We start from the raw sequence: 24,916 nt of genomic DNA on the forward strand, positions 1-24,916 counted from the left end.
TAGCGCCCATAGCTCAATTGGATAGAGTGTCTGACTACGGATCAGAAGGTTAGGGGTTCGACTCCTCTTGGGCGCGTTTTAAACACATGAAGAATAAATGAAAAGGCCAATTTGATTTGGTCTTTTTTCTTTTTTGTTAATATGATTACTTTAATGAGAAAGTATGTAATAATCTCAGAAGCTTAATTGACAGGCTAGGAATAGTTTGCTATGATAATAATGTACTTAGCGCCCATAGCTCAATTGGATAGAGTGTCTGACTACGGATCAGAAGGTTAGGGGTTCGACTCCTCTTGGGCGCGTCTTAAATGCATGAAGAGAAATGCGTTAAAACATCAATCTAATTATAGATTGGTGTTTTTTTATATCTAATGAGAATTAAATAGGAACTGTGCTTTTTGGTGTATTAATTAGGAATACTTTTGTATAATTAAGGTCAGAGATAGTCAATTAAGAAAGTAGGTGCCTAAAGATGGATAATCGGAACATGTCAGATTCTATTGAGTCTTATTTAAAAAAGATACTGGAACGAAATCATGAGATTGAAATACGTCGTTCTGAAATGGCAGATTTATTTGACTGCGTACCTTCTCAAATTAATTATGTGATTAATACACGTTTTACTGTTCCTCAAGGTTATAAGGTAGAGAGTAAGCGTGGTGGCGGAGGTTATATTCGCATTATAAAAATCAATTTAATGGAGAGTAGTAGTTACTTACACCATTTAGCTAGTTCTGTTGGAGCTGAATTGACAGAAAATGAGGCTTTTGCTATGGTGGAACAATTATATCTGAATGATTTGTTACATTTAAGAGAAATGAAATTAGTTAAAACGCTGTTAGCAAATAAAAATATTTTGAGTATTGCTGATAATAATCGATTGAGATCACACATGATGCTTGATTTATTAGAACGTTTAACGTATGAAGATAAGGAGTGAGCAACATGAGTGAATTATTTACTGAGAAAGCTAAAAAAGTATTAGATAATGCGCAAATGGAAGCAAAGTATTTTAAACAAAATTCGGTAGCAACAGAGCATTTATTATTAGGATTAATCAAGGAGCAAAAAGGAATTGCCAGCAAGGTGTTACGTCAATTAGATATTGATCAACAACTTGTGTTTGAAGAAATTGAGCAGATCACAGAATATGGTCAATATCGACCAAAACCAGATGAGTTATTGCCTTATTCACCGAGAACGAAACAAATTCTGTCTTATGCTGCTATGGAAGCTAAGCGAGTAAACGCGCCTAGTATAGGAACAGAGCATATTTTATTAGCACTTATTCGTGATGAGGAAGTATTAGGTGCTCGTGTGTTAACGAATTTAGATATTAGTCTAAGCAAAGTGAAAAACTTGATTTATAAAAAAATCGGTTTAGTAGATCCAACAAGTAAACAAGGGCAAAGAAAACAAGCTCAAGTTGCTAATCAAAGTAAAGCTCAAGAAGAGGGGACACCAACGTTAGATTCTCTAGCAAGAGATTTGACACAGTCTGCTCGTGAGAAACGTTTAGATCCATTAGTAGGTAGGGAAAAAGAAGTTCAACGCCTTGTTCAAGTGTTAAGTCGTCGAACAAAGAATAACCCTGTTCTAGTTGGAGAGCCAGGTGTGGGTAAAACGGCGATTGCAGAAGGATTAGCACAACGCATTGTTGATGGGCTAGTACCAAAAGAAATGCTATCAAAACGTTTAATGATGCTTGATATGGGAGCTGTTGTAGCGGGAACGAAATACCGTGGAGAATTTGAGGACCGCATGAAACGAGTGGTTGATGAGATTTACCGTGATGGACAAGTCATTCTTTTTATTGATGAGCTACATACGTTGATCGGTGCTGGTGGTGCTGAAGGAGCAATTGATGCATCGAATATTTTAAAACCAGCTTTAGCTCGTGGAGAGCTTCAAACAATTGGAGCAACTACTTTAGATGAATACCAAAAATACATTGAAAAAGATTCGGCTTTAGAGCGGCGTTTTGCCAAGATTCAAGTAGATGAACCAACGCCAGAAGAAGCGGAAGAGATTTTATTAGGTCTTAGAGCCCGTTATGAAGAATATCACCAAGTGAAGATTACAGATGAAGCTGTTCATGCAGCAGTGAATTTAGCGACTCGCTATATTAGTGACCGTCAACTACCAGATAAGGCAATTGATTTAATTGATGAATCTGCAGCAAGAGCCCGTTTAGAGTTGGCTAATAAGCCTTCACCACTTGTGGTTCAACAAGGTAAAATTGACACTCTATTAGAGGAAAAAGAAGCGGCTATTATGAAACAAGATTTCGAGTTAGCTGCAGATTTGCGTAAAAAAGAACAACGTGCTGTGACACGTTTAGAGAAGTTGATTTCCCTTGAGAAGGAAAACGAAGGCGTTTATCAAACGGAAGTCACAGAAGAAGCAATTGTATCTGTTGTGGCTCAGTGGACAGGTATTCCTTTAGAGCAACTTGAGAAGAAAGAGTCAGAGCGTTTACTTGAGTTGGAAAAAGAGTTACATGAGCGCGTTGTCGGACAAGACGAGGCTGTTGTAGCCATTTCAAAAGCTATTAGACGTTCACGTAGTGGTTTAAGTGATCCAAATCGCCCAATCGGTTCGTTCATGTTCTTAGGACCTACAGGTGTAGGTAAGACGGAGTTAGCTAAGACATTAGCTGCGACGATGTTTGGTTCAGAAGAAGCCTTGATTCGAATTGATATGTCTGAATTCATGGAAAAACATAGTACGAGCCGTCTGGTTGGTTCTCCTCCTGGTTATGTGGGATATGATGAAGGTGGTCAATTAACAGAGCGTATTCGTCAAAAACCTTATTCCGTGATTCTATTAGATGAGGTGGAAAAGGCTCACCCGGATGTGTTTAACATTTTACTTCAAGTATTAGATGATGGTCATCTAACGGATTCTAAAGGACGTAAGGTGAATTTCAAAAATACGATTTTGATTATGACATCAAATATCGGAGCAACTGCCTTAAGAGATGAGAAGACAGTTGGTTTTGCGGCAAAAGATGCATCTAAGAATTACGATGCCATGAAATCACGTGTGTTAGAAGAATTGAAGAAACGATTCCGTCCAGAGTTCTTAAACCGTGTAGATGACATGCTTGTGTTCCATGCACTTTCTCAAACAGAGCTTCATGAAATCGTGAAGATTATGAGTAAGAGTATTGTAGAGCGTTTGAAAGTACAAGGTATTGACTTAAAATTAACGCCTGCTGCTATTGAAGTTGTTAGTAAAGCTGGTTTTGATCCTGAGTATGGGGCTCGTCCGATTAGAAGAGCTCTCCAAAAAGAAGTGGAAGACCGTTTAAGTGACATGCTTTTATTAGGAGAAATTACACCTAATAGCAAAGTAGTTGTCGGAGCCAAAAAAGGTGAGATTCAAATTAAAGTAACAGCTAATAAAAAATAACGAGTCATATCACAAACTGGTGTAACTTTCGTTTAAATGAAACATAAAAGGTTGGCCTTAATAGGTCAACCTTTCTTTATTATAAGGGTTGTTATTAATTTTTAACTGTTCTTTAAATTTGTGATGTTATTGTCAAAGGTTGCTCTTCTGTGGTAGGATAACCTTGATTGAAAAAGAAGGAGCGACTTAGATGATTGAAATAACAGCTACTGTAGAATCCATAGAACAAGCTAAAGCGTTACTTGATTTAGGTGTGGATTATTTATATGTAGGAGAGGCTCAATTTGCCTTAAGGCTACCAAAGCATTTTACTAGAGATGAAATCAGAGAATTAGTACAATTAACCCATGAGAAAGGGAGAAAAGTCCGTGTGGCAGTTAATGGGATTATGCACCCAGACAAGATGGTCTTGATTCCTGAGTATTTAGACTTTTTAACAGCGATTTCTGTAGATGAAATTGTTGTAGGAGATCCTGGTGTGATTCATGTACTACGTCAAAAAGGGTATGAACTACCTTTTGTTTATGATGCTGCAACGATGGTCACGAGCTCTCGTCAAATTAATTTTTGGGGAAACCGCGGGGCAATTGGCGCTGTCTTAGCTAGAGAAATTCCTTATTTAGAACTAGTTGAACTGGCTAATAACTTAACTATTTTTGGGGAAGTTTTAGTGTACGGGGCAACGTGTATTCATCAGTCGAAACGTCCTTTATTGCAAAATTATTTAAATTACACAAAATTAAAAGAAACAACGGATAAAAGCCGTCAATTGTATATTTCTGAGCCAAAAGATGATGAGACTCACTATTCTATTTATGAAGACGAGCATGGCACGCATATTTTTGCCACAGATGATGTGAATCTTATGTTAGAAGTAGACGAGTTAAATCGAATTGGGTTAACTCATTGGAAATTAGATGGTATTTATACGCCTGGAGACGATTTTGTTAAGATTGTAGAAGCTTTTATTGAAGCCAAACAATTAATCGAAGAAGGCAATTGGACAGTTGAAGCTAAGGAACGTTTGGACCAAGTGATAAGAGAAACCCATCCAAAAGAGCGTGGTTTAGATACTGGCTTTTATTACTTAAACCCTGATGATATTAGATAAGGAGACACAGATATGACAACCAAACAATTAAAACGACCAGAAGTACTAGCACCCGCAGGTACACTTGAAAAACTAAAAACAGCCATTTCTTATGGTGCAGATGCTGTCTATATTGGAGGAAATGCTTTTGGCTTAAGAAGTCGAGCAGGTAATTTCACTTATGAAGAGATGGCAGAAGGCGTGGCGTTTGCTAAAGAGCATGACGCAAAAGTTTATGTGGCAGCGAATATGGTGACTCATGAATTTGACGCCAAAGGAGCTGGTGAGTTTTTTAGAGAGTTACGTGATGTAGGCATTAGTGCTGTGATTGTGTCTGATCCGGCTTTAATCGAGATTTGTATCACTGAGGCACCAGGCTTACCTGTTCATTTGTCGACTCAGTCTTCAGCTACAAATTTTGAGACCTTAGAGTTTTGGAAAAATGAAGGATTAGAACGGGTGGTATTAGGCCGAGAAGTCTCTATGGCGGAAGTTAAAACCATTCGTGAGAACACAGATATTGAGATTGAAGCCTTTATTCACGGGGCGATGTGTATTTCGTATTCAGGTAGATGTACCTTATCTAATCACATGTCTCATCGAGATGCTAACCGTGGTGGATGCTCACAATCTTGTCGCTGGAAGTATGATTTATTTGATATGCCTTTTGGTGAGGAGCGCCGTTCACTAACAAGTAGCGGTGAAGTGGAAGAACCTTTTTCAATGAGTGCTGTGGATATGTCTATGATTGAACATATTCCAGATTTGATTGAGAATGGTGTGGATAGCTTGAAAATTGAAGGGCGTATGAAATCAATTCATTACGTGTCTACTGTGTCAAATGTGTATAAAAAAGCTGTGGATAGTTACATGGAAGATCCTGAAAATTATGAGTGCAAACAAGAGTGGATTGATGAGTTGTGGAAAGTTGCACAGCGAGAATTATCAACAGGGTTTTACTACCAAATACCAACAGAAGAAGAGCAGTTATTTGGTAAAAGACGAAAAATCCCTGTGTTTAAATTTATTGGGGAAGTATTGGCGTATGATGAAGCAAGTAAAATCGCAACCATTAGACAACGAAATCATTTTAGATTACAAGATGAGATCGAATTTTATGGTCCTGGCTTTACTCATTCTCATCAAGTCATTACAGAGATGTGGAATGAAGACGGAGAGCCGATTGAAAAGGCCCCTAATGCCATGATGATTGTTAAGATGCCTGTGGAAACCCCGGTTAAACCAGGAGATATGATAAGAAAACGAAAATAAGGGTGATAAATAGATGAAACAATTTGACTATATCGTACTAGGTGGAGGTAGTGGTGGTATCGCCTCTGCCAATAGAGCAGGTATGCACGGAGCTAAAGTCTTGTTGATTGAAGCAAGTGATTTAGGTGGAACCTGTGTTAACGTTGGTTGTGTCCCTAAAAAAGTCATGTGGTCAGCTTCAGAGATGCGTACGCAACTCTTAAAACAAGCTAAAGATTACGGATTCAATGTGACTTTAAATGAGTTTGATTTTTCTAAACTAGTAAAAAATCGTGAAACGTATATTGACCGCTTAAATGGCTTGTACTTAAAAGGGCTTGAAAGTAATGGTGTTACTGTGGTTAAGGGATATGGGGAATTTGTTAATGAATCAACAGTGACTGTTAATGGTGAAGAGTATACAGCTCCTCATATCTTGATTGCAACAGGTGGAAAAGCTGTTCGTCCGGCTATTCCTGGTGGGGAATACGGACTTGATTCAAATGGGTTCTTTGGTTTAACGGAAGCACCTAAATCAGTTGCTGTGGTAGGAGCAGGCTACATTGCTGTTGAAATTGCCGGAGTTTTAAATGGTTTAGGAGCAGAGACCCATTTAGCCTTTAGAAAAGAAACATTCCTAAGAGACTTTGATGAGTTAGTGGTAGATGGTTTGATGACTAGCTATCAAGAACAAGGGATTCATCTGCATCCGCATTCGATTCCAAAAGAAGTTAAAAAAAGTGAAACAGGATATGAGTTGTTATTTGAAAATGGCACACATATCGAAGTAGAAGAGATTATTTGGGCAATTGGTAGAACACCTAACACAGAAAACTTAGGTCTTGAAAAAGCCAATGTAGCTTTAACTGATGGCGGAGCGATTGAAGTGACTAAGTTTCAAGAAACGTCTCAAGCAGGTATTTATGCTGTTGGAGATGTGATCGATAAAGTTAACTTAACACCAGTTGCAATTGCAGCGGGGCGTCGTTTATCTGAGCGTTTATTTAACAATCAAACAAATGCTTTTTTAGAGTATGAAACGATTCCAACAGTGGTCTTTTCTCATCCGACAATTGGTACAGTTGGGCTAACTGAAAAAGAAGCCAGAGCTAAATTTGTTGATAAAAGGGTGAAAATTTATACATCAAGCTTCACACCTATGCAATATGCCATCACAGAAGTCAAAGAAAAATGTCATATGAAATTAGTTTGTGTAGGAGAAGAAGAAAAAATTGTGGGTCTTCACGGAGTAGGACTGGGTGTGGATGAGATGCTTCAAGGGTTTGCCGTTGCTATTAAAATGGGCGCAACAAAAGCTGATTTTGATAACACAGTAGCGATTCATCCAACTGGAGCAGAAGAGTTTGTGACAATGAGGTAACAAACAATAATTGTTATTAAATAAGAGAGTTTCAAATTTTACTTTGAAACTCTTATTTTAATGGGGTATAATGGATTGTGATAAAATTATAAAAAGGGGAGGATATATCATGGATTTACTAACATTGGCACGGTTCCAATTCGGAATGACGACTGTCTTTCACTTCTTTTTTGTACCAATGACGATAGGACTAGCATTTGCAGTAGCTATCTTAGAGACAATGTATGTGGTTAAAAAAGAACAAATTTATAAAGATATGGCGAAATTCTGGGGTAACATTTTCCTATTAGGCTTTGCAGTAGGGGTTGTTACAGGGATTATCCAAGAGTTTCAGTTCGGAATGAACTGGTCTGAGTACTCTCGTTTCATGGGAGATATTTTTGGCGCACCATTAGCAGTAGAAGCGTTACTTGCTTTCTTCATGGAGTCTACATTTATCGGATTGTGGATTTTCGGTTGGGACAAGTTCAACGAGAAATTGCACTTATCATTTATTTGGTTAGTTTCATTAGGAACAACTTTATCTGCTTTATGGATTCTAGCAGCCAACTCATTTATGCAAAACCCAGTTGCGTATCAAATTAACGAAACAACAGGGCGCGCAGAATTAACAAGTTTTGTTGGTTTACTTAAAAACCACCAATTGTGGATGGAATTTCCACATGTTATCTTTGGAGCGGTATTAACTGGAGGATTTGTTATTGCAGGTTGTTCAGCTTGGAAGCTACTAAGAAAAGAAGATACAAAATTCTTCAAGAAATCAATGAAATTTGGTTTGATCTTAGGATTAATTGGTTCAGTACTAACAATTGGTGCAGGACATAGACAAATGATTGCAGTTGCAGAAGATCATCCAATGAAATTTGCAGCAATGGAAGGAATCTATGAAGATACAACAGGTACTTCAGCTCCTTGGAATATTGTGGCAGGTGTGGATACAAAAAATAAAGAAACCAAATGGGAAATTCAAGTACCTGGTTTACTAACTCTTCTTGGAGGACAACCTACATATCAAGGGATGAACTCTGTTAACGAAGACTTACACAAAGAATACGATGCTAAATTTGGTGAGGATATGGATTACTACTTACCAGTTAAAACACTATTCTGGAACTTCCGTTTCATGGCAGGATTTGGTTCATTAATGGCATTAATGGCAATTGTGGGACTATTCCTAATGAGAAAAGGAACGTTAGAAAAATTAAAATGGCTACAGTGGTTATTTGTAGCAGGTATTTCATTCCCATTCATCGCCAACTCAACTGGTTGGATTATTACAGAAATGGGACGTGCTCCTTGGACTGTATATGGCTTATTCACGATTGCTGACAGTGTGTCTCCAAGTGTGACAAAAGGCTCATTAATCTTCAGTAACATTCTTTACTTTGGCTTATTCTTATTCTTAGGATTTGTTATGGTACTTTACGCAAAACGTACAATGAAAAAAGGCCCTTACTATGTAAGTCCTTCTGAAGCACGTAAAGAATCAATCGATCCGTTCTCAAAGGAGGCCTTCTAAAATGAGTAATTTACAATTATTATGGTTCTTTTTAAGTGCCGTCTTATTTACAGGCTTTTTCTTCTTAGAAGGATTCGACTTTGGTGTTGGAATGGCTGTTAAAACATTAGCAAAAAACAAACGCGAAAGAGATCAAATCATTCGTACAATCGAACCTGTATGGGAAACAAACCAAGTTTGGTTAATTACAGCAGGTGGAGCAATGTTTGCTTCATTCCCTGAGTGGTATGCGTCACTATTTAGTGGTTTTTACATCTTCTTATTACTTGTTTTAGTTGGATTGATTATCCGTGGGGTATCATTCAAATTTAGATCAAGTTCTGAAAGTGCAAAAGAACGTAATATTTGGGAATGGACACTTTGTATCGGAAGTTTCCTAGCAACCTTCTTCTTAGGTATGATGTTTATCGACTTAGTTCGTGGTATGCCTTTAGATGAAACTAAAAACGTTATGAACGCTACTTTCGGTGATTACGTAAATCTTTACGCTATCGTTGGTGGTGTAGCAGTAACATTGATTTCTTATATTCACGGTCTAAACTACCTACGTCTAAAAACAGATGGTAAAATTAGAGTTCGTGCTAATGAGCAATTGAAAAAATTATACCCAGTCTTATTTGTGGGATTAGTAGCATTCGCTGTGTTATCATTCTTACAAACAGACTTCTTTACAGAAAGAATGGTTTCTTCATTAATTATCTTAGTATTAATCGTTGCCTTTGCAGCAGTAGCAGCTTATGGTACTTACAAAGATAAAGAAGGTTTATCATTTATTTCAACTGGTTTAGTATTTGCTGGTGTTGTAGCATTTCTTTTCAATGGATTATTCCCTCGAGTAATGGTTGCTCAAGATGCTAAATATCATTTATTGATTGAAAATGCCTCAAGTACACCGTACACATTAAAAGTAATGACTATTGTGACACTTATTTTATTACCAATCGTTTTACTTTACACAGCTTGGAGTTACAAAAAATTCGCTAAGCGTGTACCAATTGATGTGTTAGATAAATATTAATAGACAAGGAGACGAACCTGGTTTGATCGATAAGAATTTATTTCGGATTGAAAAAATTAGGCCGGTCTTAATTGGGCTTGCAGGACTTGGTGTCCTGCAAGCCTTATTGATTATAGGCCAAGCTTATTTTTTATCCTACGCACTTAGTGAGCTATGGAATGGTGCTACTGTTTCTGCTCAATACTCAAAAATGGGTCTCTTTTTTATTTGTTTTCTGTTGAGACAAGTTGTGGTCTTTTTTAGAGACCGCTTTTTAGATCGATATGCTTATGAACAATCTCAAGTGGTGAGAAAACAACTGCTTGATAAAGTATTTCGATTAGGACCAAATTTTGTTCAAAAAGAAGGAACTGGAAATATGGTCACAATGGCCATTGAAGGTGTTTCTCAAATTGAAAATTATTTGACATTGATTCTACCTAAAATTACCAACATGATGATTATTCCGTGGATTATATTAGTCTTTGTTTTCACTCAAGATGTTCGTTCGGGAGTCATTTTATTGATTGTTTTTCCTATTATTATTCTATTTATGATCATTTTAGGATATGCCGCTAGAGCCAAAGCTGATCGTCAGTATGAAGGCTATCAACTATTAAGTAATCATTTTTTAGATTCTCTTAGAGGATTACAAACCCTTAATTTCTTAGGATTAAGTAAAAAATATGAAAAAAATGTGTACACCATCAGTGAAGATTACCGAAAAGCAACGATGAGTACCTTAAAAATAGCTATTTTATCCACGTTTGCTTTAGATTTTTTTACGACACTTTCTGTGGCTATTGTGGCAGTATTTCTAGGATTTAAGTTAATGAATGGAGAGATGTTATTATTCCCAGCTTTAACGACCTTAGTCTTAGCACCAGACTTTTTCCTACCCTTAAGAGATTTTTCTAGTGACTACCACGCAACTTTAGATGGTGGTAACACATTAAAATCTATTTTTACAATTATGGATCAACCAGAATTTACTGAGCAAGAAGGAGTTTATCTAACGGAGTGGCAAGAAAAAGACACAGTCGAATTAGATAACTTATCCTTAGCTTATGATCCAAGTGGAGAAAAGAATACCTTAACTGACATTAACTTTAAGTGGCAAGGATACGGAAAAATTGGAATCGTTGGTTTTTCTGGTTCGGGTAAGTCTACCTTAATTAAATTATTAGGTGGCTTTTTAGAAGCTAGAGAACCTAGTATCAAAGTGAATGAAACTAATCTATCTCACTTGCGTCTAGATAGTTGGCAAGATCAGCTACTTTACGTGCCACAAGATCCGTATATTTTCCATGATTCTTTAAAAAATAATATTTGTTTCTATCAACCAGATGCTAGCGATGAAAGTATTAAACAAGCTATTAGCCGAGCTGGTTTGACAGAAGTGATTAAAGAGTTACCTGAAGGCATTAACACAGTGATTGGAGACGCAGGTCACATGCTAAGTGGGGGACAAATGCAACGAGTGGCAATTGCACGTGCCTTTTTAGATGAAGGTCGTCAGATATTACTATTCGATGAACCGACTGCCCATTTAGATGTGGAAACAGAAGCAGAACTTAAACAAACTATGTTACCATTATTCGACAAACGTTTAGTCTTTTTTGCCACTCACCGTCTACACTGGATGAAAGAGATGGACTATATCTTAGTGATGAAAGATGGCCAAATTGTAGAACAAGGAACTTACGAGGACTTACGACAAAGAAAAGGTGCTTATCATGAATTTGTTGAGCAGTTGAAGGGGGAGTAATATGAAGACAACGTATTTATTACTTTCAAAAGAAGATCAGTGGGTTCGTCCTTACTTTAAGAAATACAAAAAATTATTAGCTTTAGTCTTGTTTTTAGGTTTCCTAACCTTTTTTGCAGCGAGTGCCTTGATGTTTACATCAGGTTTACTAATCAGTAAATCAGCTGCTAAACCTGAAAACATCTTAATGGTTTATGTACCTATCGTGTTAACTCGTGGTTTTGGTATTGCTAGACCTACTTTGCGTTATGTCGAGCGACTAGGAAGTCATAATTGGGTCTTAAAAATGACATCAGATATTCGCTTGAAGTTATATCAATCTATGGAATCAAAAGCGGCAAAATCAAAAGATGATTACCAAACAGGTAATTTACTTGGGATTTTAGCAGAAGATGTGGATCATATTCAAAATCTATATCTAAGAACCATATTTCCTGCGATTGTTTCTCTGATTTTATATGTTGTGATCGTGATTGCTTTAGGTTATTTTTCTTTGCCTTTAGCTTTAATGATGTTGCTGTTAATGGGAGTTATACTTTTTGTATTACCTCTTGCTTCAGTATTAGTCAACAATGCACGTATCTATCGCCAAAAAGCAAAACGTCACGCGCTCTATAATGAATTGACAGATGCTGTTCTTGGTGTAGGGGACTGGCAATACAGTGGACGCTATCAAGAGTTTTTAACTAGGTACAACGAATCAGAAGCTAAGGTCAGAGAAGAAGACCAAGCTATGAATCGTTACTCAAGATTTGATGGTTTAATCAAGCAAGTGGTTTTTGGTGTGATTATTTTAGTCTTGTTTGTGTGGGCGGGTAATTATTTTGGCTCAGGCGACCAAGCTATGAGAAACTGGATTGCGGCGTTTGTCTTAGCTTTCTTCCCTTTGATTGATGCTTTTGCACCAGTCAGTGATTCATTAAAAGAGTTACCTCTGTATGAAGATACGGTGCAACGTTTATCGACGTTACCAGAGATTAAATCAGAGGGAACGACTCAAGAAGTCACTTTGACGAGTAAAGAAATCATGTTTGATGAAGTTACTTTTAGTTATGGTGACGACACAAGAACCTTACTGAATGAGTTTAACTTGGTGATACCAGAAGGTGAAGTCCTAGCTGTTTTAGGAAAAAGTGGTGTTGGTAAAACAACCTTATCTAAATTATTGCGAGGCGACCTAGTACCTAAATCTGGTCAAATTACGATTGGAGATATCCCTGTGGTACAACTTGGTAGTCACGTATCAGATTTGATTGGTGTTCTAAATCAAAGTCCTCATATTTTTAATACAACCATTGGTAATAATATTCGCTTAGGTAATCTAGATGCAACAGATGAAGAGATTGAAGAAGCAGCGATTCAAGCTGGTTTGCAACCTGTCTTAGATAAATTACCTCTAGGTTTAGATACTGTTGTTGAAGAAAGTGGTAAGAGATTTTCAGGTGGAGAGCAACAACGAATTGCCTTAGCCCGAATCTTGCTACAAGACGCACCGATTATTATTATTGATGAGCCAACGATTGGTTTAGACCCAGTGACTGAAAAACAATTGTTAACAACTGTTTTTGAGGTCTTAAAAGGTAAAACTGTTCTATGGATTACTCACCATTTAGTGGGAACTCATTATGCGGACCGAATTATCTTTATTGAAGACGCTAAGATTAGTATGGAAGGTAATTTAAATTCCTTACTAACAGAAAGCTCTCGTTTTAAAGAGTTGTATCAATTAGATTTATATGAATAAATGACTGAAACTCTCGAACAATCATTAGTTGGTTGTTCGGGAGTTTTTTGTGAACTTGTCCGTTTAAATGACAAAAACGGAAAAAAAATAAAGCCTTTTTTCTTTATACTATAAGTATCAAGAAAGTAAAAGCAAGGGGGCAACATGATATGGTAAAGAAAACATTTTTTATTATTTTAGCAAATTTAGTCGTATTAGGTGGATTAAGTGTTGGTAAAATAGCCCTTGCGGATACAGCTAACGAACAGGAAACAACTGCTAACTTAACTGAAGAAAGTTTTGAAGAGATAGTTGAAGAAGAACACACAACAGTTTTTGGGCCGGAAACAAGGGGTAGTAGTATATCTGTTAATACTCCAACACCGCTATGGGTATCATTAGGATCTGTTGGTAAAGATTTTGAAGATGCTGTTTATGATCAAGGAAACATCAAGATTGATGGCCAATTAGCGCCATGGAGAGATCTAATATTAACATCAACTATCCAAGGTGGAGTTGACACGATAACAAGCAGAAAAAATGAAAATGAAACGAGATGGTATTTGACTACTATAACAGATAATAATAATGTATCCAACTACACTGCAGCTAGTGGAGAATACCGAGTTAATTATGGAAGTAGTATTGTTTTTGGTTCAGGAAGTAATGTATCTGGTGCGTATACGCTTCATTCTAGAAGAAAAGTTACTAACATTCTAGATTACAATATTACAGCCACTAATGGGAACGGAGACAGAGATACCATTTTAAATGGTAGTTATGTTGGTCAAGACTACTATAGTATTGAATACTTTTCTACTTTAGGCGATGACTGGAGTAAGCCAACTAAAACGGTTACTGCTAAAGGTGACGACAAAAAGAGTGATGTCTTAAAAAAGTGGTCAAACGTTAGTGCCAGTAGTAGTGGGGTAGTTAGAACATGGTGTGCTAATCCGAGATACAATCAATTATTTACGTCTAATGGAAGTTCTACACAAGAAAAGAATTATGCAGACAAAGAAGGCTATGCTTATTACAAAATCACAGAAAATGGATTTGAACCACTAGGAACAACTCCCTTAAAAACTACGGAACAAACGATTTCAATGACAACGACAGATAAGCAACTAGATGAAATGGTAGAAAAATCATTTGTTGATTTACCAGACACTGTGGAAGTAATAGGTTTTACGGAATACCCATCTAGAACTAAATTAGGAAAAACAAAAGGTAAAGTAAAAGTGTCTGAGAAATCAGCTGTGACAGGAAATAAAACAATTGAAACTATCTACACTGTGCCATTTAATGTGATTGAACAACCATTAGGAGTTAACTTATCATCAGTAGTTATCCCAGTAGGAACACATACTGAGTTACTTGATGTGAATGATTACATTGAACGTGTCACGTTAGGTGATGAAGAGTTGAGTCCATCAGAGTATACAGCTACTTTTGAAACAATACCTAATACGATGAAAGTTGGGACACAAAAAACAAGTATCAAAGTGGAAACAAAAGAAGGAAATAAATCTGTTGTAGAAGAAACAACAACCAATCTCATCTGGGGTCATACAATAGGATCTAGTAAAGACGGAACGGATGAAACTCCAATCGACATTTCTGTTAGTATGCTACATGGTGCTCAAAATCCTTACCTCGTAGCCAATGACGGGAATGGATTGAACCCAGGCGATATCAGATATGACACAAATTTTTTTGTTTATAGAGGAGCAAACACCCAAGATAATAGAATTTTCTACTCACCAGCATTTTATCCTGGTGGTCAAGCGACTCAAACGAGAGATTTTTGGAATGACGGTGGTACTAGATGGACTGGATCAGAAACGTATCCAGGATTTAAAAACACAGAATTTCACTATGGTGACGTAGTAGCTTATGAAACACTTAAATCACAACACCCAGCTGATGGGGAGCTAAGCGAGAAAATGTGGGCTACAAGAGATGAAAAATTAGTGAAAGAATCTCCAGGTTATCAAACAGTGTATTATGAAATGACAGAGGCTGGTTTTAACGCCTTAAGATTAAATCAATTAGAAGTTAATCCGAATCTTATGACAGTTGATTTAGGAACTGAGAAAAGTGACATGGATAAACTAGCTAAAAATACGATGATTATCCCAGAACATATCATCAATAAAGATGACTACCGTTTTGAATTTGCGAGTGTAGACACAAAAACAAGTGGTAAGAAAAAAACGAAAGTTAATGTCTATGAAAAACTAGTTAGTGGTGGTGACTTTAGAACACAATACGATGTTGAATACATTGTTAACTCACAAGTGACAGAAAAATATGTATCAGAAACAGGTGATAAATTAAAAGACGCTAAAGTAACAAATGTTGATCTAGGAAAAGAGTATCAAGGACAACCTGAAAAAAGTATGACAATTTCAGGTGACGTTTATCTTTACCAAGGTTGGTTAGCAGGAGATAAAAATCCAGCAAAAGACAAACCAACACCAGGTAACCCACCAGTAGCAAAAGACACAACAACTTATCAATATGTCTACAAAAAAGCAGACAACATGATTAATATGACCATACCAACAGAATTACTTTTTGAAACAGATAAAGAAGATAAACAAGTTTCTTCAAAGAATTACGAAATTAAAAATAATTCAACGGACGTATCAACAGAAGTTATTCTAGAAGAATTTGTTAAAGAAACAGGTGATGTTAAATTATTGACTAGTAAAGACAGTAATCCAACAAAGGAAACAAAAGCTGCGAGATTAAACGTGATGGAAAATAACAAAGTAGTGATTGATAGCTTAACTGAAGCAACAACCAACCAATCAATTAAGACTCTTAAAGCAGGTGAAACAACGACAATTGGCTTAACAGGTACTTACTTTGGTTCAATGGAAGAAAGTAACCATGTTAATTATCACATGAACTTTAAGTTTAAAGCAGGAGCTAATTAAAAATCCCTCACAGTGCGTGGGGGATTTTTAATTTTCAATAACAAAAGTTGTGTGTTAAGTTATTAAATAGTTCCTTTTTTATAACAAATAACTTATACAAGTTCATTTTAAGTGTTTTAAAAAATACCTCATGATATAGTTTGGGTGTGTAAATATGAGTGATAAGGTTATCAATTGTTCTAATAGGTGTTTATATGAACACCTATAACCTTTTTAAATAACTGATAATTAATAAAAAAAGATTAAGGCAAATGATAGAAAACTAATCGAAAAAAACGAAGAAGATATTTAGTGAGTATCATGCCATAAGCAATTTACTGTCTTGTGAAAAGACAATAAATACAAATAAAAAGGCTCTAAATCAAGTTATACTTTACTTGTCAAATTAATAAGAAAGAGGAGGTGAAAGCAATGAGTAAAAAACATTTGACTAATTTAGGAATGTTGTCAATTTGCTTTTCAATACTTTTTTCTGTTAGTTCACTTGCTTTTGCATCGGAAGCAGAGGAAACTGTATTTTTAAATAATGAAACAGATCAAACCAGTGAAAAAACTATATTTAAAGGAATAGGAATTCAGGATAATAATGAGGGTCAATTATTTGGACCTCAACTAATCGAACCTCGCTCAGAAGGTGAAGGTAGAGTGCTATATGATCCGATACATATTCCATTAGGAGCTAGACCAGAAACTCAAGAAAAGACAATTAAGGACGGTAGTGAGTTATTCGGTATTGGGGGGAAACTGCAGAGTAGACAAGTCGTTGTGGTCAATTATATACCTGTTACTAATTCTTATATAAATCAGCGAAACTTGGAGTCGAAAAAGATTGAAACGCAACAAGGTCAGTTTATAGGTATACCTATATTCTCTGATGAATTACTTTTTACTGATGCTAAAGAAAGATATATAGTGGATCGCTTTTCTAATATTAATTATGTTATGGATTACGGTGAAACGTTAGAGATACCGTTTCCAAAAGGATCTAGCGATTCATTAAGTCTAACGGGACATGAGATTGAGGAGATTGATGATTATATTGGTGCCAGTTACTCTCCGATACATTATATAACAGCAGGGAATCCTACTGGAACTGATGGTAACGAAAGGTATGATAAAAGTAATCCTGATGAGGAATTTTTTAAAATTGAAATGTATAATTCGCTATTTAACATAAGCAATGGATATACCCCTACAAATGAAGTGATAATTAAAGGAAGTACAACTAAAAATGGAGTACTGAATGCATTGAATAATAACAAAAACTTAGGTAGTGCTACAATTGTACGTATTTACTCAAAGGATAAAGTACCTATTAATAAATATAGTTATAATAATGGAGATACACCGATAGGACCTAAGAATGAGAGTGGTTATAACAGTGATAAAAATATCTTTTTTGAATTAAAGAACGGAAAATTTACCAAAGCATCTTCTGATATCAAGGTCTCGCCACCTAAATTATTAAAGACAAATACCTCACGAAAAATACCACAAGGAACAAGTCGGGCATATATGGATAGTACAATTGAAGATTTTTTTGTTAATAATGAAGAGTTTGACATATCTTCCGATAAAATGAGCTATATCAAATTAGAAAATAATAAAACTAATCCTGACACAAGTAAAATTGGGACTCAGGTAGCTCATATCTCGGTATTAGAATATGACGAAGCGACAAAGAAAGAATGGAAAAAAACTTACGAAATTCCTTATGAAGTAGTAAAAGATGCAGGACCACGTCTTGAGACAAAAGGACGAGAAGTTACTGTTGGGACAACTCCTGATGAACTAGATCGAACAATTGAAGAGTCTTTCGAAGAAGAAATATTATCTAAAGTAAACTATCAGAGTATGTCATTTATAGAGTATCCAGATACAAGTAAAACAGGACAACAAACTGGGAAGATTAAAGTGGTCGGTGAAGAGAATGAAGTAGGCACACCTTTTGACCGTATTTACGATGTAACTTTTAATGTGACTGAAGAAAAACTATCGATTAATTTACAATCAAAAGAGGTTCCTGTTGGAACAAATGCCAATGCATTGAATGCTGAGGATTACGTTAAAGAAGTGGCATTAGCAGGTAAAACATTAGATTCTTCCGATTACACAGTTAGTTTTGTAAGAGAGCCAAATACAATGAAGGTTGGTAAATCAGAAACTGAAATCAAAGTAGTGCTTAAAGATGATAAAAAGAGTGTGACTAATAAAGTAGATACTAATGTTATTTGGGCTGATACATTTGGTTCTAGCAAAGATGGAACTGATAAAACACCAATTGATGTTTCAGTTAGTATGTTACATGATGGACAAACCCCTTATTTAGTCGCTAATGACGGAAATGGTTTAAACCAAGGAAATACAGTCACATTAAATAAGATATATGTATACAGAGGTACTGAAACTAAAGAAAATGAAATTTTTTACTCACCGGATTATTACCCTGGAGGATTAGCCAGTCAAACTAGAGATTTGTGGAATAATGGAGGTCCTTTATACAATGGAAAAGGTGATTATCCAGGTTTTAAAAACACTGAGTTCCACTATGGTGATGTTGTAGCCTATGAAGCAGGAGATGACACAAATCTAGGAATTAAGACTTGGACATCTAGAGATGAAAAATTAGTGAATGAAACAGTAGGATATAAAAAAGTTTATTATGAAATGACATCAAAAGGTTACAATCTATTAAAATTTAATCAGTTAAAAATTAAAAATAACGTCTTAGTCTTTGATACAAATATGACTGAGGAGGAAATGAACCAAGAAGCTATTAAAACTATTGAATTTCCACGTGATATGACAGACAAAGATAAAGAAAAATTTACTTTTAAAATAAGAAATGTTGATAAGTCTAAGTTAGGAAAACAAAAAGTTAAAATAGATATTTATGAAGCATTAGCAACAGGTGGTGAGTTTAAAACCACAAAGGATGTTGAAATTGAAGTGAAAGCAGAACTAAAAGTTGAGTTGCAACAAGCTGATGTCCCAGTTGGAACAAAATCAAGTGAGATTAATGCTAATGATTATGTGAAAACAGTCAAATTAGGTGACAAAACATTAGATCCATCAGAATATACAGCTACGTTAGAAAAAGCACCTGATACAAGTTTGGTTAGTATAAGAGACCATATGCCAGAACCTTTGTTACAAGAAGCAACAATAAAGGTTGTAACTAAGGCTGACAACCAAACAAAGACCGAAACGGCGATGACAAATATTACTTGGGGACACACAATAACTAGTCGGGGAATCAATGATAAATACACGGCAACCTCACTTAGTTTACTCACAGACAAAGGTAAACCTTATATTGAGGCAAACAGAGGTATGAACACATCGACTAGTCCTATGAACATGGATCCAACTATTTCCTTGTATAGAGGCAATATAAATAACTCGTTAATTACTGATGGATCTAGTGCAGGGGTTGACATTAAAGCTTCAGAAACGGTTAATAAGTGGAACAAAGAATTGAAGAATGTTGACTTCCAATACGGTGATGTGTTTGGTTATACAGTTTCTGAGAAAGATGGAAAAAATTCAAATGGTTCAAGGACATTTGCGACTCGTAATGAAAAATTAATCAAAGAAACTGAAGGTTATGAATATGCTTATTATGAACTAACTAAAGATGGCTATCGTCTAATGCATTTCAATCAGTTAACACCTAAGAAAGAGATGTTACAAGTTTCAATGGGAACTGATTTGAGTAAAGAAATCATTAACGCATTTGACGTACCAAAAGATGTAAATCTAGCAGATTTCCGTTTTGAAGTAGTTAATGCTGATACAACAACCACTGGTAAAAAGACAACACAAGTTAATATCCATGAAAAATTGAGTAACAAACAAGAATTTATGAGTAGTGTAGAGATAAACTACTTTGTTAAACCACAAGTAACAGAAAAATTCTTAGACACAACAGGAAAAGAATTGAAAAGTCAAAAAACTACTGAGATTAATCTTGATCAAACTTACCAAGGGAAACCAGATAACTTTGTAACCTATAATAGTGAGGTTTACAGTTACCAAGGTTGGTTACCAAGTGATAAAAACCCAGGTAAAGACAAACCAACTCCAGGTAATCCACCAGTAGCAAAAGACACAGCAACGTATCAGTATATTTATGAAAAAGCAGATAATTTAATTAATATGACCATTCCAACAGAATTGTTATTTGGTACAGAGGAAAATAGTAACAAAATAGCTTCAAAGAATTACAAGATAACCAACAATTCAAAAGATGTGAAGACTGATGTCGTATTAGATACCTTTGAGACAGTGAAGTCTGATGTGACTTTACTTGGATCAAAAGATAAAGATCCATCTAAGCAACAAGTAGCAGCCCGTTTTAACCTAATGGCAGATCAACAACCAGCTATTAGTAGTTTAACGGAGAAGACAACAAATGAAACAATTAAGAGTCTAGAACCACAGAAAAGTACAGATATCAGTCTGTCAGGTCTTTATTTTGGACCATTAGAGGACAGTCTAGTTGTGGATTACCAGATGCACTTTAAGTTTAAGGTTGTATCTGAGTAATCTGAAAAAAATGTCTTTTTAACAGACAAAACTCAAAAAAAAATCCAGTAAAAAGACGATATACTCTAAGTATCAAATAAAGTTCAACACATGCTAAACATGTGTTAGTAAGAAAAGGGAGTAGATACACATGTCAAAGAAAAAAGTCAAAAAAGTAAGTAGCAACAAAAAGAAGAGTCAAGACACTAAGAAAAAGCGTCAATTGATGATTGCTCTCTTACTACTATGCTTAGCAGTTGGCGGAGGCATTGCTTACAAAGTGTTGAACAAACCTACTGGAGGTGAGCTGGTCGGAGGAAACTTCTTACCAGAAGGAAAAGATGCTAAAAAGATGTCAAAAGAGGAATTGGAAAAAGCAGCTCAAAAAGCAGTTGATGAGTCACAATTCACCTTAACAATTTTACCTGAAGCAAGTTTTCCAGATGGAAAGAGTCCCGGAAGTATTTTTATCAAAAATGAGTTACAAAATGCTTACCCAATCTCAGTCGAGGTTGTGGAGAAAAAAAGCGGTGATGTGATTTATGAATCTGGTGCGATTCAACCAGGTGAGGAAATTACGGAAGGAACTCTAAGTAAAAACCTTGCTAAAGGAACATATGAGGCAACAGCTAACGTATCAATTTATGACCCAGAAACAAAAGAATTTAAAGGGCAAACAGCTGCTGAAATGGCAATAGAAGTAAAAAATTAAGCAACACCCAACTTAATGGTAGTAACTGTTTTAGATCCCCATCTAAAACATAAATATAAAAAAATAAAAACAAACGAAAGAAGGAATTTATAATGATGAACAAAAAAATAGTAGGAACGACTTTAGTAGGATTAATGGCTTTAGGATTTGCAGGACAAGCTTTCGCAGCACAAACTAACAATGGAGATGGAACAAGTAACGTTAATGGTGAAAACAAAGGTGAAATGAAAGTTCGTGGATCATTAGGTAAAGAAAATAATACAGATCCAGATGCACCAATCGAAGAAGGTAGTGACAAATGGATTAACGTGACATTCCCAACTGCAACAATTTTTAATAGTGACGACGCAGAAACAATCACATCACCAAGCTATACAATCACAAACAACTCAGCACGTGACGTACAAGTAGATGTAGCTGAATATGTACTTGATGGTGGAGACGGTGTGGCTGCACTAAAAGAATTAAACTTAGAGAACAACCAAGGTATTATTAAATTAGCTGAAAATGGTGCAACTGCTATTTCAGGTAACGAAAAAGCTGGCGTAATCGATAGAAAAGGTGAGAGTAAATTCCACTTCAATGGTTTAGTTGATAAAGACGCATTGGGAGCAGATGCTAAAGGTAACGTAGAATCTCACGTAGTATTTGAATTCAAGGCATTAAAAGACTTCACAGCAGGAAAATAAGAATAAGCACAGTTTTTTATCAAAATAAAGAGGTTGTCTAATATGAGAAAAATAAGAACACATTATTTATTTCTGGGACTCTTACTTTTCATGGTATTAGGGAAAACAACATCAGTAAGTGCTAACGAAGCTATGACGAATGTTAATGGCGAGAGTCAAGGACAGATGCGCGTCACAGGAACTTTGGTACCACCTAAAACAAGTGAGTCTGAGGAAGAAGTCCCTAATAAAGAAGAACCCAAAAGCCCCACTCCCACAAAAGAGTCAACACAAAAGACTGTGATACCTGTTTCTCAGTTACCTAAAACAGGCGAATCAATGAATCCTTTCATCGGGCTAGTTGGTTTGCTGACAGTCTTTATCACAGGGCAATTAGCTATCAGATTTAATAAAAAAGAGGAAATCTAAAATCACTGATTTTAGGTTTCTTTTTTTATTGTTGCAATAAGCTAGTTTGTCGTAATGATTTCCTCAATTATGTTCAAAACATCTTTACAGAGCTTGTTTAAAAGGGTACTATTAATATGATTAGGCGAAAAACATGATAACCATGTGCTAAAAAGAAAAAGTTGAAGGGGGGACACCTGTTTATGTTATTAGAATCAATCAACATAGACGTTCAAATACATCAAGAAGAGATAAAAAAACCTGAGAGCCATAGTCTTATTTTAGTGCCCTTAAAAAATAAGAAAGCAGTGACGAATCAATTAGTCATGCATATTTCGAACATTGACCGAGTGATTAAACCAAAGCATGTCGATGATGCAGCACGAGTTGTCTTCAGAGAATGGAAAACAATTTTTCCTTTATATGAAGTAGAGCGTGCTTTTGCTAATATTTCAGAGGACGGTTCAGTGGATGTTTTTGCCACTTTTGATGCCGCTAATATCTTTTCAAATACACAATTAAGAAATATCCAAAAAACAATCACAGAATTGTTAGAGTCAGAGTTAACTAAAGCCTTAGCAACCAACGCTAAACGTGAGGAAGCTCTATTAAGAAAAACAACTGATTCATCTGATTTTGACTTTAGAAGTCGTTTAGATGAGTTGAAAAAAGAAACAACTGATCTACAATCAGCTCTAGAAAAAAATCGTTTAGGTGAAAAAGTTTATCAAGACAACGTTGATGCGTTAAGCTCTGAGTTAGATCAACAACAATATGCGTTTAACCAATTATCAGCGCACACTAATACAAGTGCACCTTTATACCAACAAGTGCAAGAAGGTATTGATGATACAAGCTTACGTTTACGTCAAAGCCAACAAGAATTATTAGATAAACACCGAGAAATTCAACGCTTGCAAACAGTTGTTACTGAAAATGAACGTTATATTGCACGTCTTCAAGGAGACTATGATCAATTAAAAGAGATGAGTGACCATCAAACTCATGCCACTTTATCAGAAAATGAGTCATTAAAACAAGAAGTGAGTGAGTTAAAACAATTAGAATTAACTCATCGTCAAGAAATTCAAACACTTCAAGCAGAGATGAATCAATCTGTTTCAGACAAAGAAAATATCAAAGAAGAATTAATTCATCAGTTGCAACGAATCAAGTTTGAAAACGATGAATTACGTTTGATTATCGATGAAAATCAAGTCTTTGAAGAGCGTACTCACCAAGAATTAATCGAAGCAACTAAACAAGTTAAAGAGCTAACAGAATTAGTTGAACGCTTGGAATCAGAAAAAGAGTTACTAGAACAAGAATGGACAGTTCGCTTTGAAACTGTTTCTATGGAGAAAAATGAATTAGCTTTAGCTTATAAGAGTAGCCAAGAGCTTGAATTAGCAACTGGAGATGAATTGATTGAGCTTAAGCAACATGTGATTCATTTAGAACAAAAAGTACAACAAGCTGCTTTAGATAAACAACAATTTGAAACAACTTGGCAAACACGTCTCATGGCAGAAGAGCGTGAAAAAGAACGTTTAATCCAACAAATTACTTTAGATAAGGAGCAATTTGTTCATAATAAAGAACAAGAAATCAAGCGTCTATCTGAGCGATTATTGCAACAAAAAGAATTAGTGGATAAGCTAATGGCTAATCAATCTGATACGCAAACTGTTTGGAAAGAAAACAACGAAACATTAGAGTTAAGTTTCCAACAAGCAAAACAACAAACAGCCGAACTAGAAATGGAAGTTTCTCGTTTAACACAAGAAAATCGTCTATTAGCTAGTAAATTAGCTCAGCTATCTCAAGAGCCTGCTTTATCAGTAGTAGCCCCTCTAGAAGAAGATTTAGATGAAGTTATTGAAAAAGAAGTGGCTGAATTAGAAGAAGCAATTATTCCTGTAGTAGAGCCAGCTGAAAAAACAGAAGAATACTTTGATTATGCTGAGGAAGAAGAAGTTGTTAGTGAAGAAGAAAGTGACTATGGTTATGATGAAGACGAGTACGATTATGACTCGGATTATGATTATCATGAAGTTGATGACTTAATTAACTACAACCCAGAAACAATTGAAGAAGACGTTGAAGAATTTCTTGATAACAAAGACGAAGAAGGCAAAGAAAAGATTTCTAAGAAAGACTACGCTCTTTATGAGTTGTATTTAGAACATCTACCTGAGTTAGTTGAGCAAGGAAAAGAATTGCCATTTAATAGCTTTGTAGAGCCTAAAATGAAGAAATTCAAAAAATTTAGTCGCGACTTAGAAGACGGTGTTAAAACGCCATCATTATTCTCTCGCAAATACAAAGTCCCAACAGGATTAGCTAACCAAATGAAAGCTTATGTGTTAATGAGTCGCCATTTGAGCATTCTTCTAGGTGTGGACGTTGAAGAAGATGAGTACTATGGTTATGAATACGACTATGAGTATGACTATGATTCTGATGATTATTACGAATCAAAATAAGTAAAAAAAGCTTAGACTTGTTAAAAG

The 24,916-nt window shown here is 35.7% G+C and carries 15 protein-coding genes and 2 tRNA genes; all 17 read left to right on the forward strand.

Annotated elements, in window-relative coordinates:
• Positions 1-2 precede the first annotated feature (2 nt).
• The 17 genes from DOK76_RS10875 (at position 3) to DOK76_RS10955 (ending at position 24,889) form a co-directional block, all read left to right on the forward strand.
• A tRNA-Arg gene (locus DOK76_RS10875) sits at positions 3-76 on the forward strand.
• A 152-nt stretch (positions 77-228) separates the two neighbouring features.
• Positions 229-302: transfer RNA gene (locus tag DOK76_RS10880), tRNA-Arg, on the forward strand.
• Between the two features lie 170 nt (positions 303-472).
• A complete protein-coding gene (locus tag DOK76_RS10885) occupies positions 473-940 on the forward strand; it encodes a CtsR family transcriptional regulator (RefSeq protein ID WP_206967697.1) in 468 nt (155 codons plus the stop codon).
• 5 nt (positions 941-945) lie between these two features.
• Positions 946-3,414 (forward strand): ATP-dependent Clp protease ATP-binding subunit, encoded by a 2,469-nt coding sequence (locus tag DOK76_RS10890; RefSeq protein ID WP_206967699.1) that lies wholly within the window; start codon positions 946-948, stop codon positions 3,412-3,414.
• 190 nt (positions 3,415-3,604) lie between these two features.
• A complete protein-coding gene (locus DOK76_RS10895; protein ID WP_206967700.1) occupies positions 3,605-4,525 on the forward strand; it encodes a peptidase U32 family protein in 921 nt (306 codons plus the stop codon).
• A 12-nt stretch (positions 4,526-4,537) separates the two neighbouring features.
• On the forward strand, positions 4,538-5,776 hold the full coding sequence (locus tag DOK76_RS10900; protein ID WP_206967702.1) for a peptidase U32 family protein: 1,239 nt from the start codon (positions 4,538-4,540) through the stop codon (positions 5,774-5,776).
• A 13-nt stretch (positions 5,777-5,789) separates the two neighbouring features.
• The gene (gene gor, locus DOK76_RS10905) at positions 5,790-7,136 is read left to right on the forward strand and encodes a glutathione-disulfide reductase (protein ID WP_206967704.1); all 1,347 of its coding nucleotides are present in this window, start codon (positions 5,790-5,792) and stop codon (positions 7,134-7,136) included.
• A gap of 109 nt (positions 7,137-7,245) precedes the next feature.
• Positions 7,246-8,655 carry a cytochrome ubiquinol oxidase subunit I gene (locus DOK76_RS10910; RefSeq protein WP_206967706.1) on the forward strand — a complete coding sequence of 470 codons (1,410 nt, stop codon included), beginning with the start codon at positions 7,246-7,248 and terminating at the stop codon, positions 8,653-8,655.
• 1 nt (position 8,656) lies between these two features.
• Positions 8,657-9,673, forward strand: a complete 1,017-nt coding sequence (gene cydB / locus DOK76_RS10915; protein WP_206967708.1) for a cytochrome d ubiquinol oxidase subunit II — start codon at positions 8,657-8,659, stop codon at positions 9,671-9,673.
• Between the two features lie 22 nt (positions 9,674-9,695).
• Positions 9,696-11,420: a thiol reductant ABC exporter subunit CydD gene (gene cydD, locus DOK76_RS10920; protein ID WP_206967709.1), complete on the forward strand. Its 1,725-nt coding sequence runs from the start codon at positions 9,696-9,698 to the stop codon at positions 11,418-11,420.
• Position 11,421: 1 nt separating this feature from the next.
• Complete coding sequence (cydC, locus tag DOK76_RS10925) at positions 11,422-13,164, forward strand: thiol reductant ABC exporter subunit CydC (protein ID WP_206967711.1); 1,743 nt, start codon at positions 11,422-11,424, stop codon at positions 13,162-13,164.
• 149 nt (positions 13,165-13,313) lie between these two features.
• On the forward strand, positions 13,314-16,088 hold the full coding sequence (locus DOK76_RS10930) for a hypothetical protein (protein WP_206967714.1): 2,775 nt from the start codon (positions 13,314-13,316) through the stop codon (positions 16,086-16,088).
• A 411-nt stretch (positions 16,089-16,499) separates the two neighbouring features.
• Positions 16,500-20,636, forward strand: coding sequence for a hypothetical protein (locus tag DOK76_RS10935; RefSeq protein ID WP_206967716.1), 4,137 nt, complete (start codon positions 16,500-16,502; stop codon positions 20,634-20,636).
• 130 nt (positions 20,637-20,766) lie between these two features.
• Positions 20,767-21,327: a hypothetical protein gene (locus tag DOK76_RS10940; protein WP_242542291.1), complete on the forward strand. Its 561-nt coding sequence runs from the start codon at positions 20,767-20,769 to the stop codon at positions 21,325-21,327.
• A gap of 92 nt (positions 21,328-21,419) precedes the next feature.
• Positions 21,420-22,016, forward strand: coding sequence for a hypothetical protein (locus DOK76_RS10945; RefSeq protein WP_206967718.1), 597 nt, complete (start codon positions 21,420-21,422; stop codon positions 22,014-22,016).
• Positions 22,017-22,058: 42 nt separating this feature from the next.
• Positions 22,059-22,424: an LPXTG cell wall anchor domain-containing protein gene (locus DOK76_RS10950; RefSeq protein ID WP_206967720.1), complete on the forward strand. Its 366-nt coding sequence runs from the start codon at positions 22,059-22,061 to the stop codon at positions 22,422-22,424.
• 182 nt (positions 22,425-22,606) lie between these two features.
• Positions 22,607-24,889 carry a coiled-coil domain-containing protein gene (locus DOK76_RS10955; protein ID WP_206967722.1) on the forward strand — a complete coding sequence of 761 codons (2,283 nt, stop codon included), beginning with the start codon at positions 22,607-22,609 and terminating at the stop codon, positions 24,887-24,889.
• Positions 24,890-24,916 lie beyond the last annotated feature (27 nt).

The sequence above is a fragment of the Candidatus Vagococcus giribetii genome (genome assembly GCF_017316185.1).
Taxonomy (GTDB): Bacteria; Bacillota; Bacilli; order Lactobacillales; family Vagococcaceae; genus Vagococcus; species Vagococcus giribetii.

Coding starts and splice junctions, on each gene's coding strand:
- DOK76_RS10930 (WP_206967714.1), top strand. CDS start 13,314: ATGGTAAAGAAAACATTTTTTATTATTTTAGCAAATTTAGTCGTATTA.
- DOK76_RS10945 (WP_206967718.1), top strand. CDS start 21,420: ATGATGAACAAAAAAATAGTAGGAACGACTTTAGTAGGATTAATGGCT.
- DOK76_RS10910 (WP_206967706.1), top strand. CDS start 7,246: ATGGATTTACTAACATTGGCACGGTTCCAATTCGGAATGACGACTGTC.
- DOK76_RS10890 (WP_206967699.1), top strand. CDS start 946: ATGAGTGAATTATTTACTGAGAAAGCTAAAAAAGTATTAGATAATGCG.
- DOK76_RS10940 (WP_242542291.1), top strand. CDS start 20,767: ATGTCAAAGAAAAAAGTCAAAAAAGTAAGTAGCAACAAAAAGAAGAGT.
- DOK76_RS10885 (WP_206967697.1), top strand. CDS start 473: ATGGATAATCGGAACATGTCAGATTCTATTGAGTCTTATTTAAAAAAG.
- DOK76_RS10935 (WP_206967716.1), top strand. CDS start 16,500: ATGAGTAAAAAACATTTGACTAATTTAGGAATGTTGTCAATTTGCTTT.
- cydB (WP_206967708.1), top strand. CDS start 8,657: ATGAGTAATTTACAATTATTATGGTTCTTTTTAAGTGCCGTCTTATTT.
- DOK76_RS10900 (WP_206967702.1), top strand. CDS start 4,538: ATGACAACCAAACAATTAAAACGACCAGAAGTACTAGCACCCGCAGGT.
- DOK76_RS10895 (WP_206967700.1), top strand. CDS start 3,605: ATGATTGAAATAACAGCTACTGTAGAATCCATAGAACAAGCTAAAGCG.
- DOK76_RS10955 (WP_206967722.1), top strand. CDS start 22,607: ATGTTATTAGAATCAATCAACATAGACGTTCAAATACATCAAGAAGAG.
- cydC (WP_206967711.1), top strand. CDS start 11,422: ATGAAGACAACGTATTTATTACTTTCAAAAGAAGATCAGTGGGTTCGT.
- DOK76_RS10950 (WP_206967720.1), top strand. CDS start 22,059: ATGAGAAAAATAAGAACACATTATTTATTTCTGGGACTCTTACTTTTC.
- gor (WP_206967704.1), top strand. CDS start 5,790: ATGAAACAATTTGACTATATCGTACTAGGTGGAGGTAGTGGTGGTATC.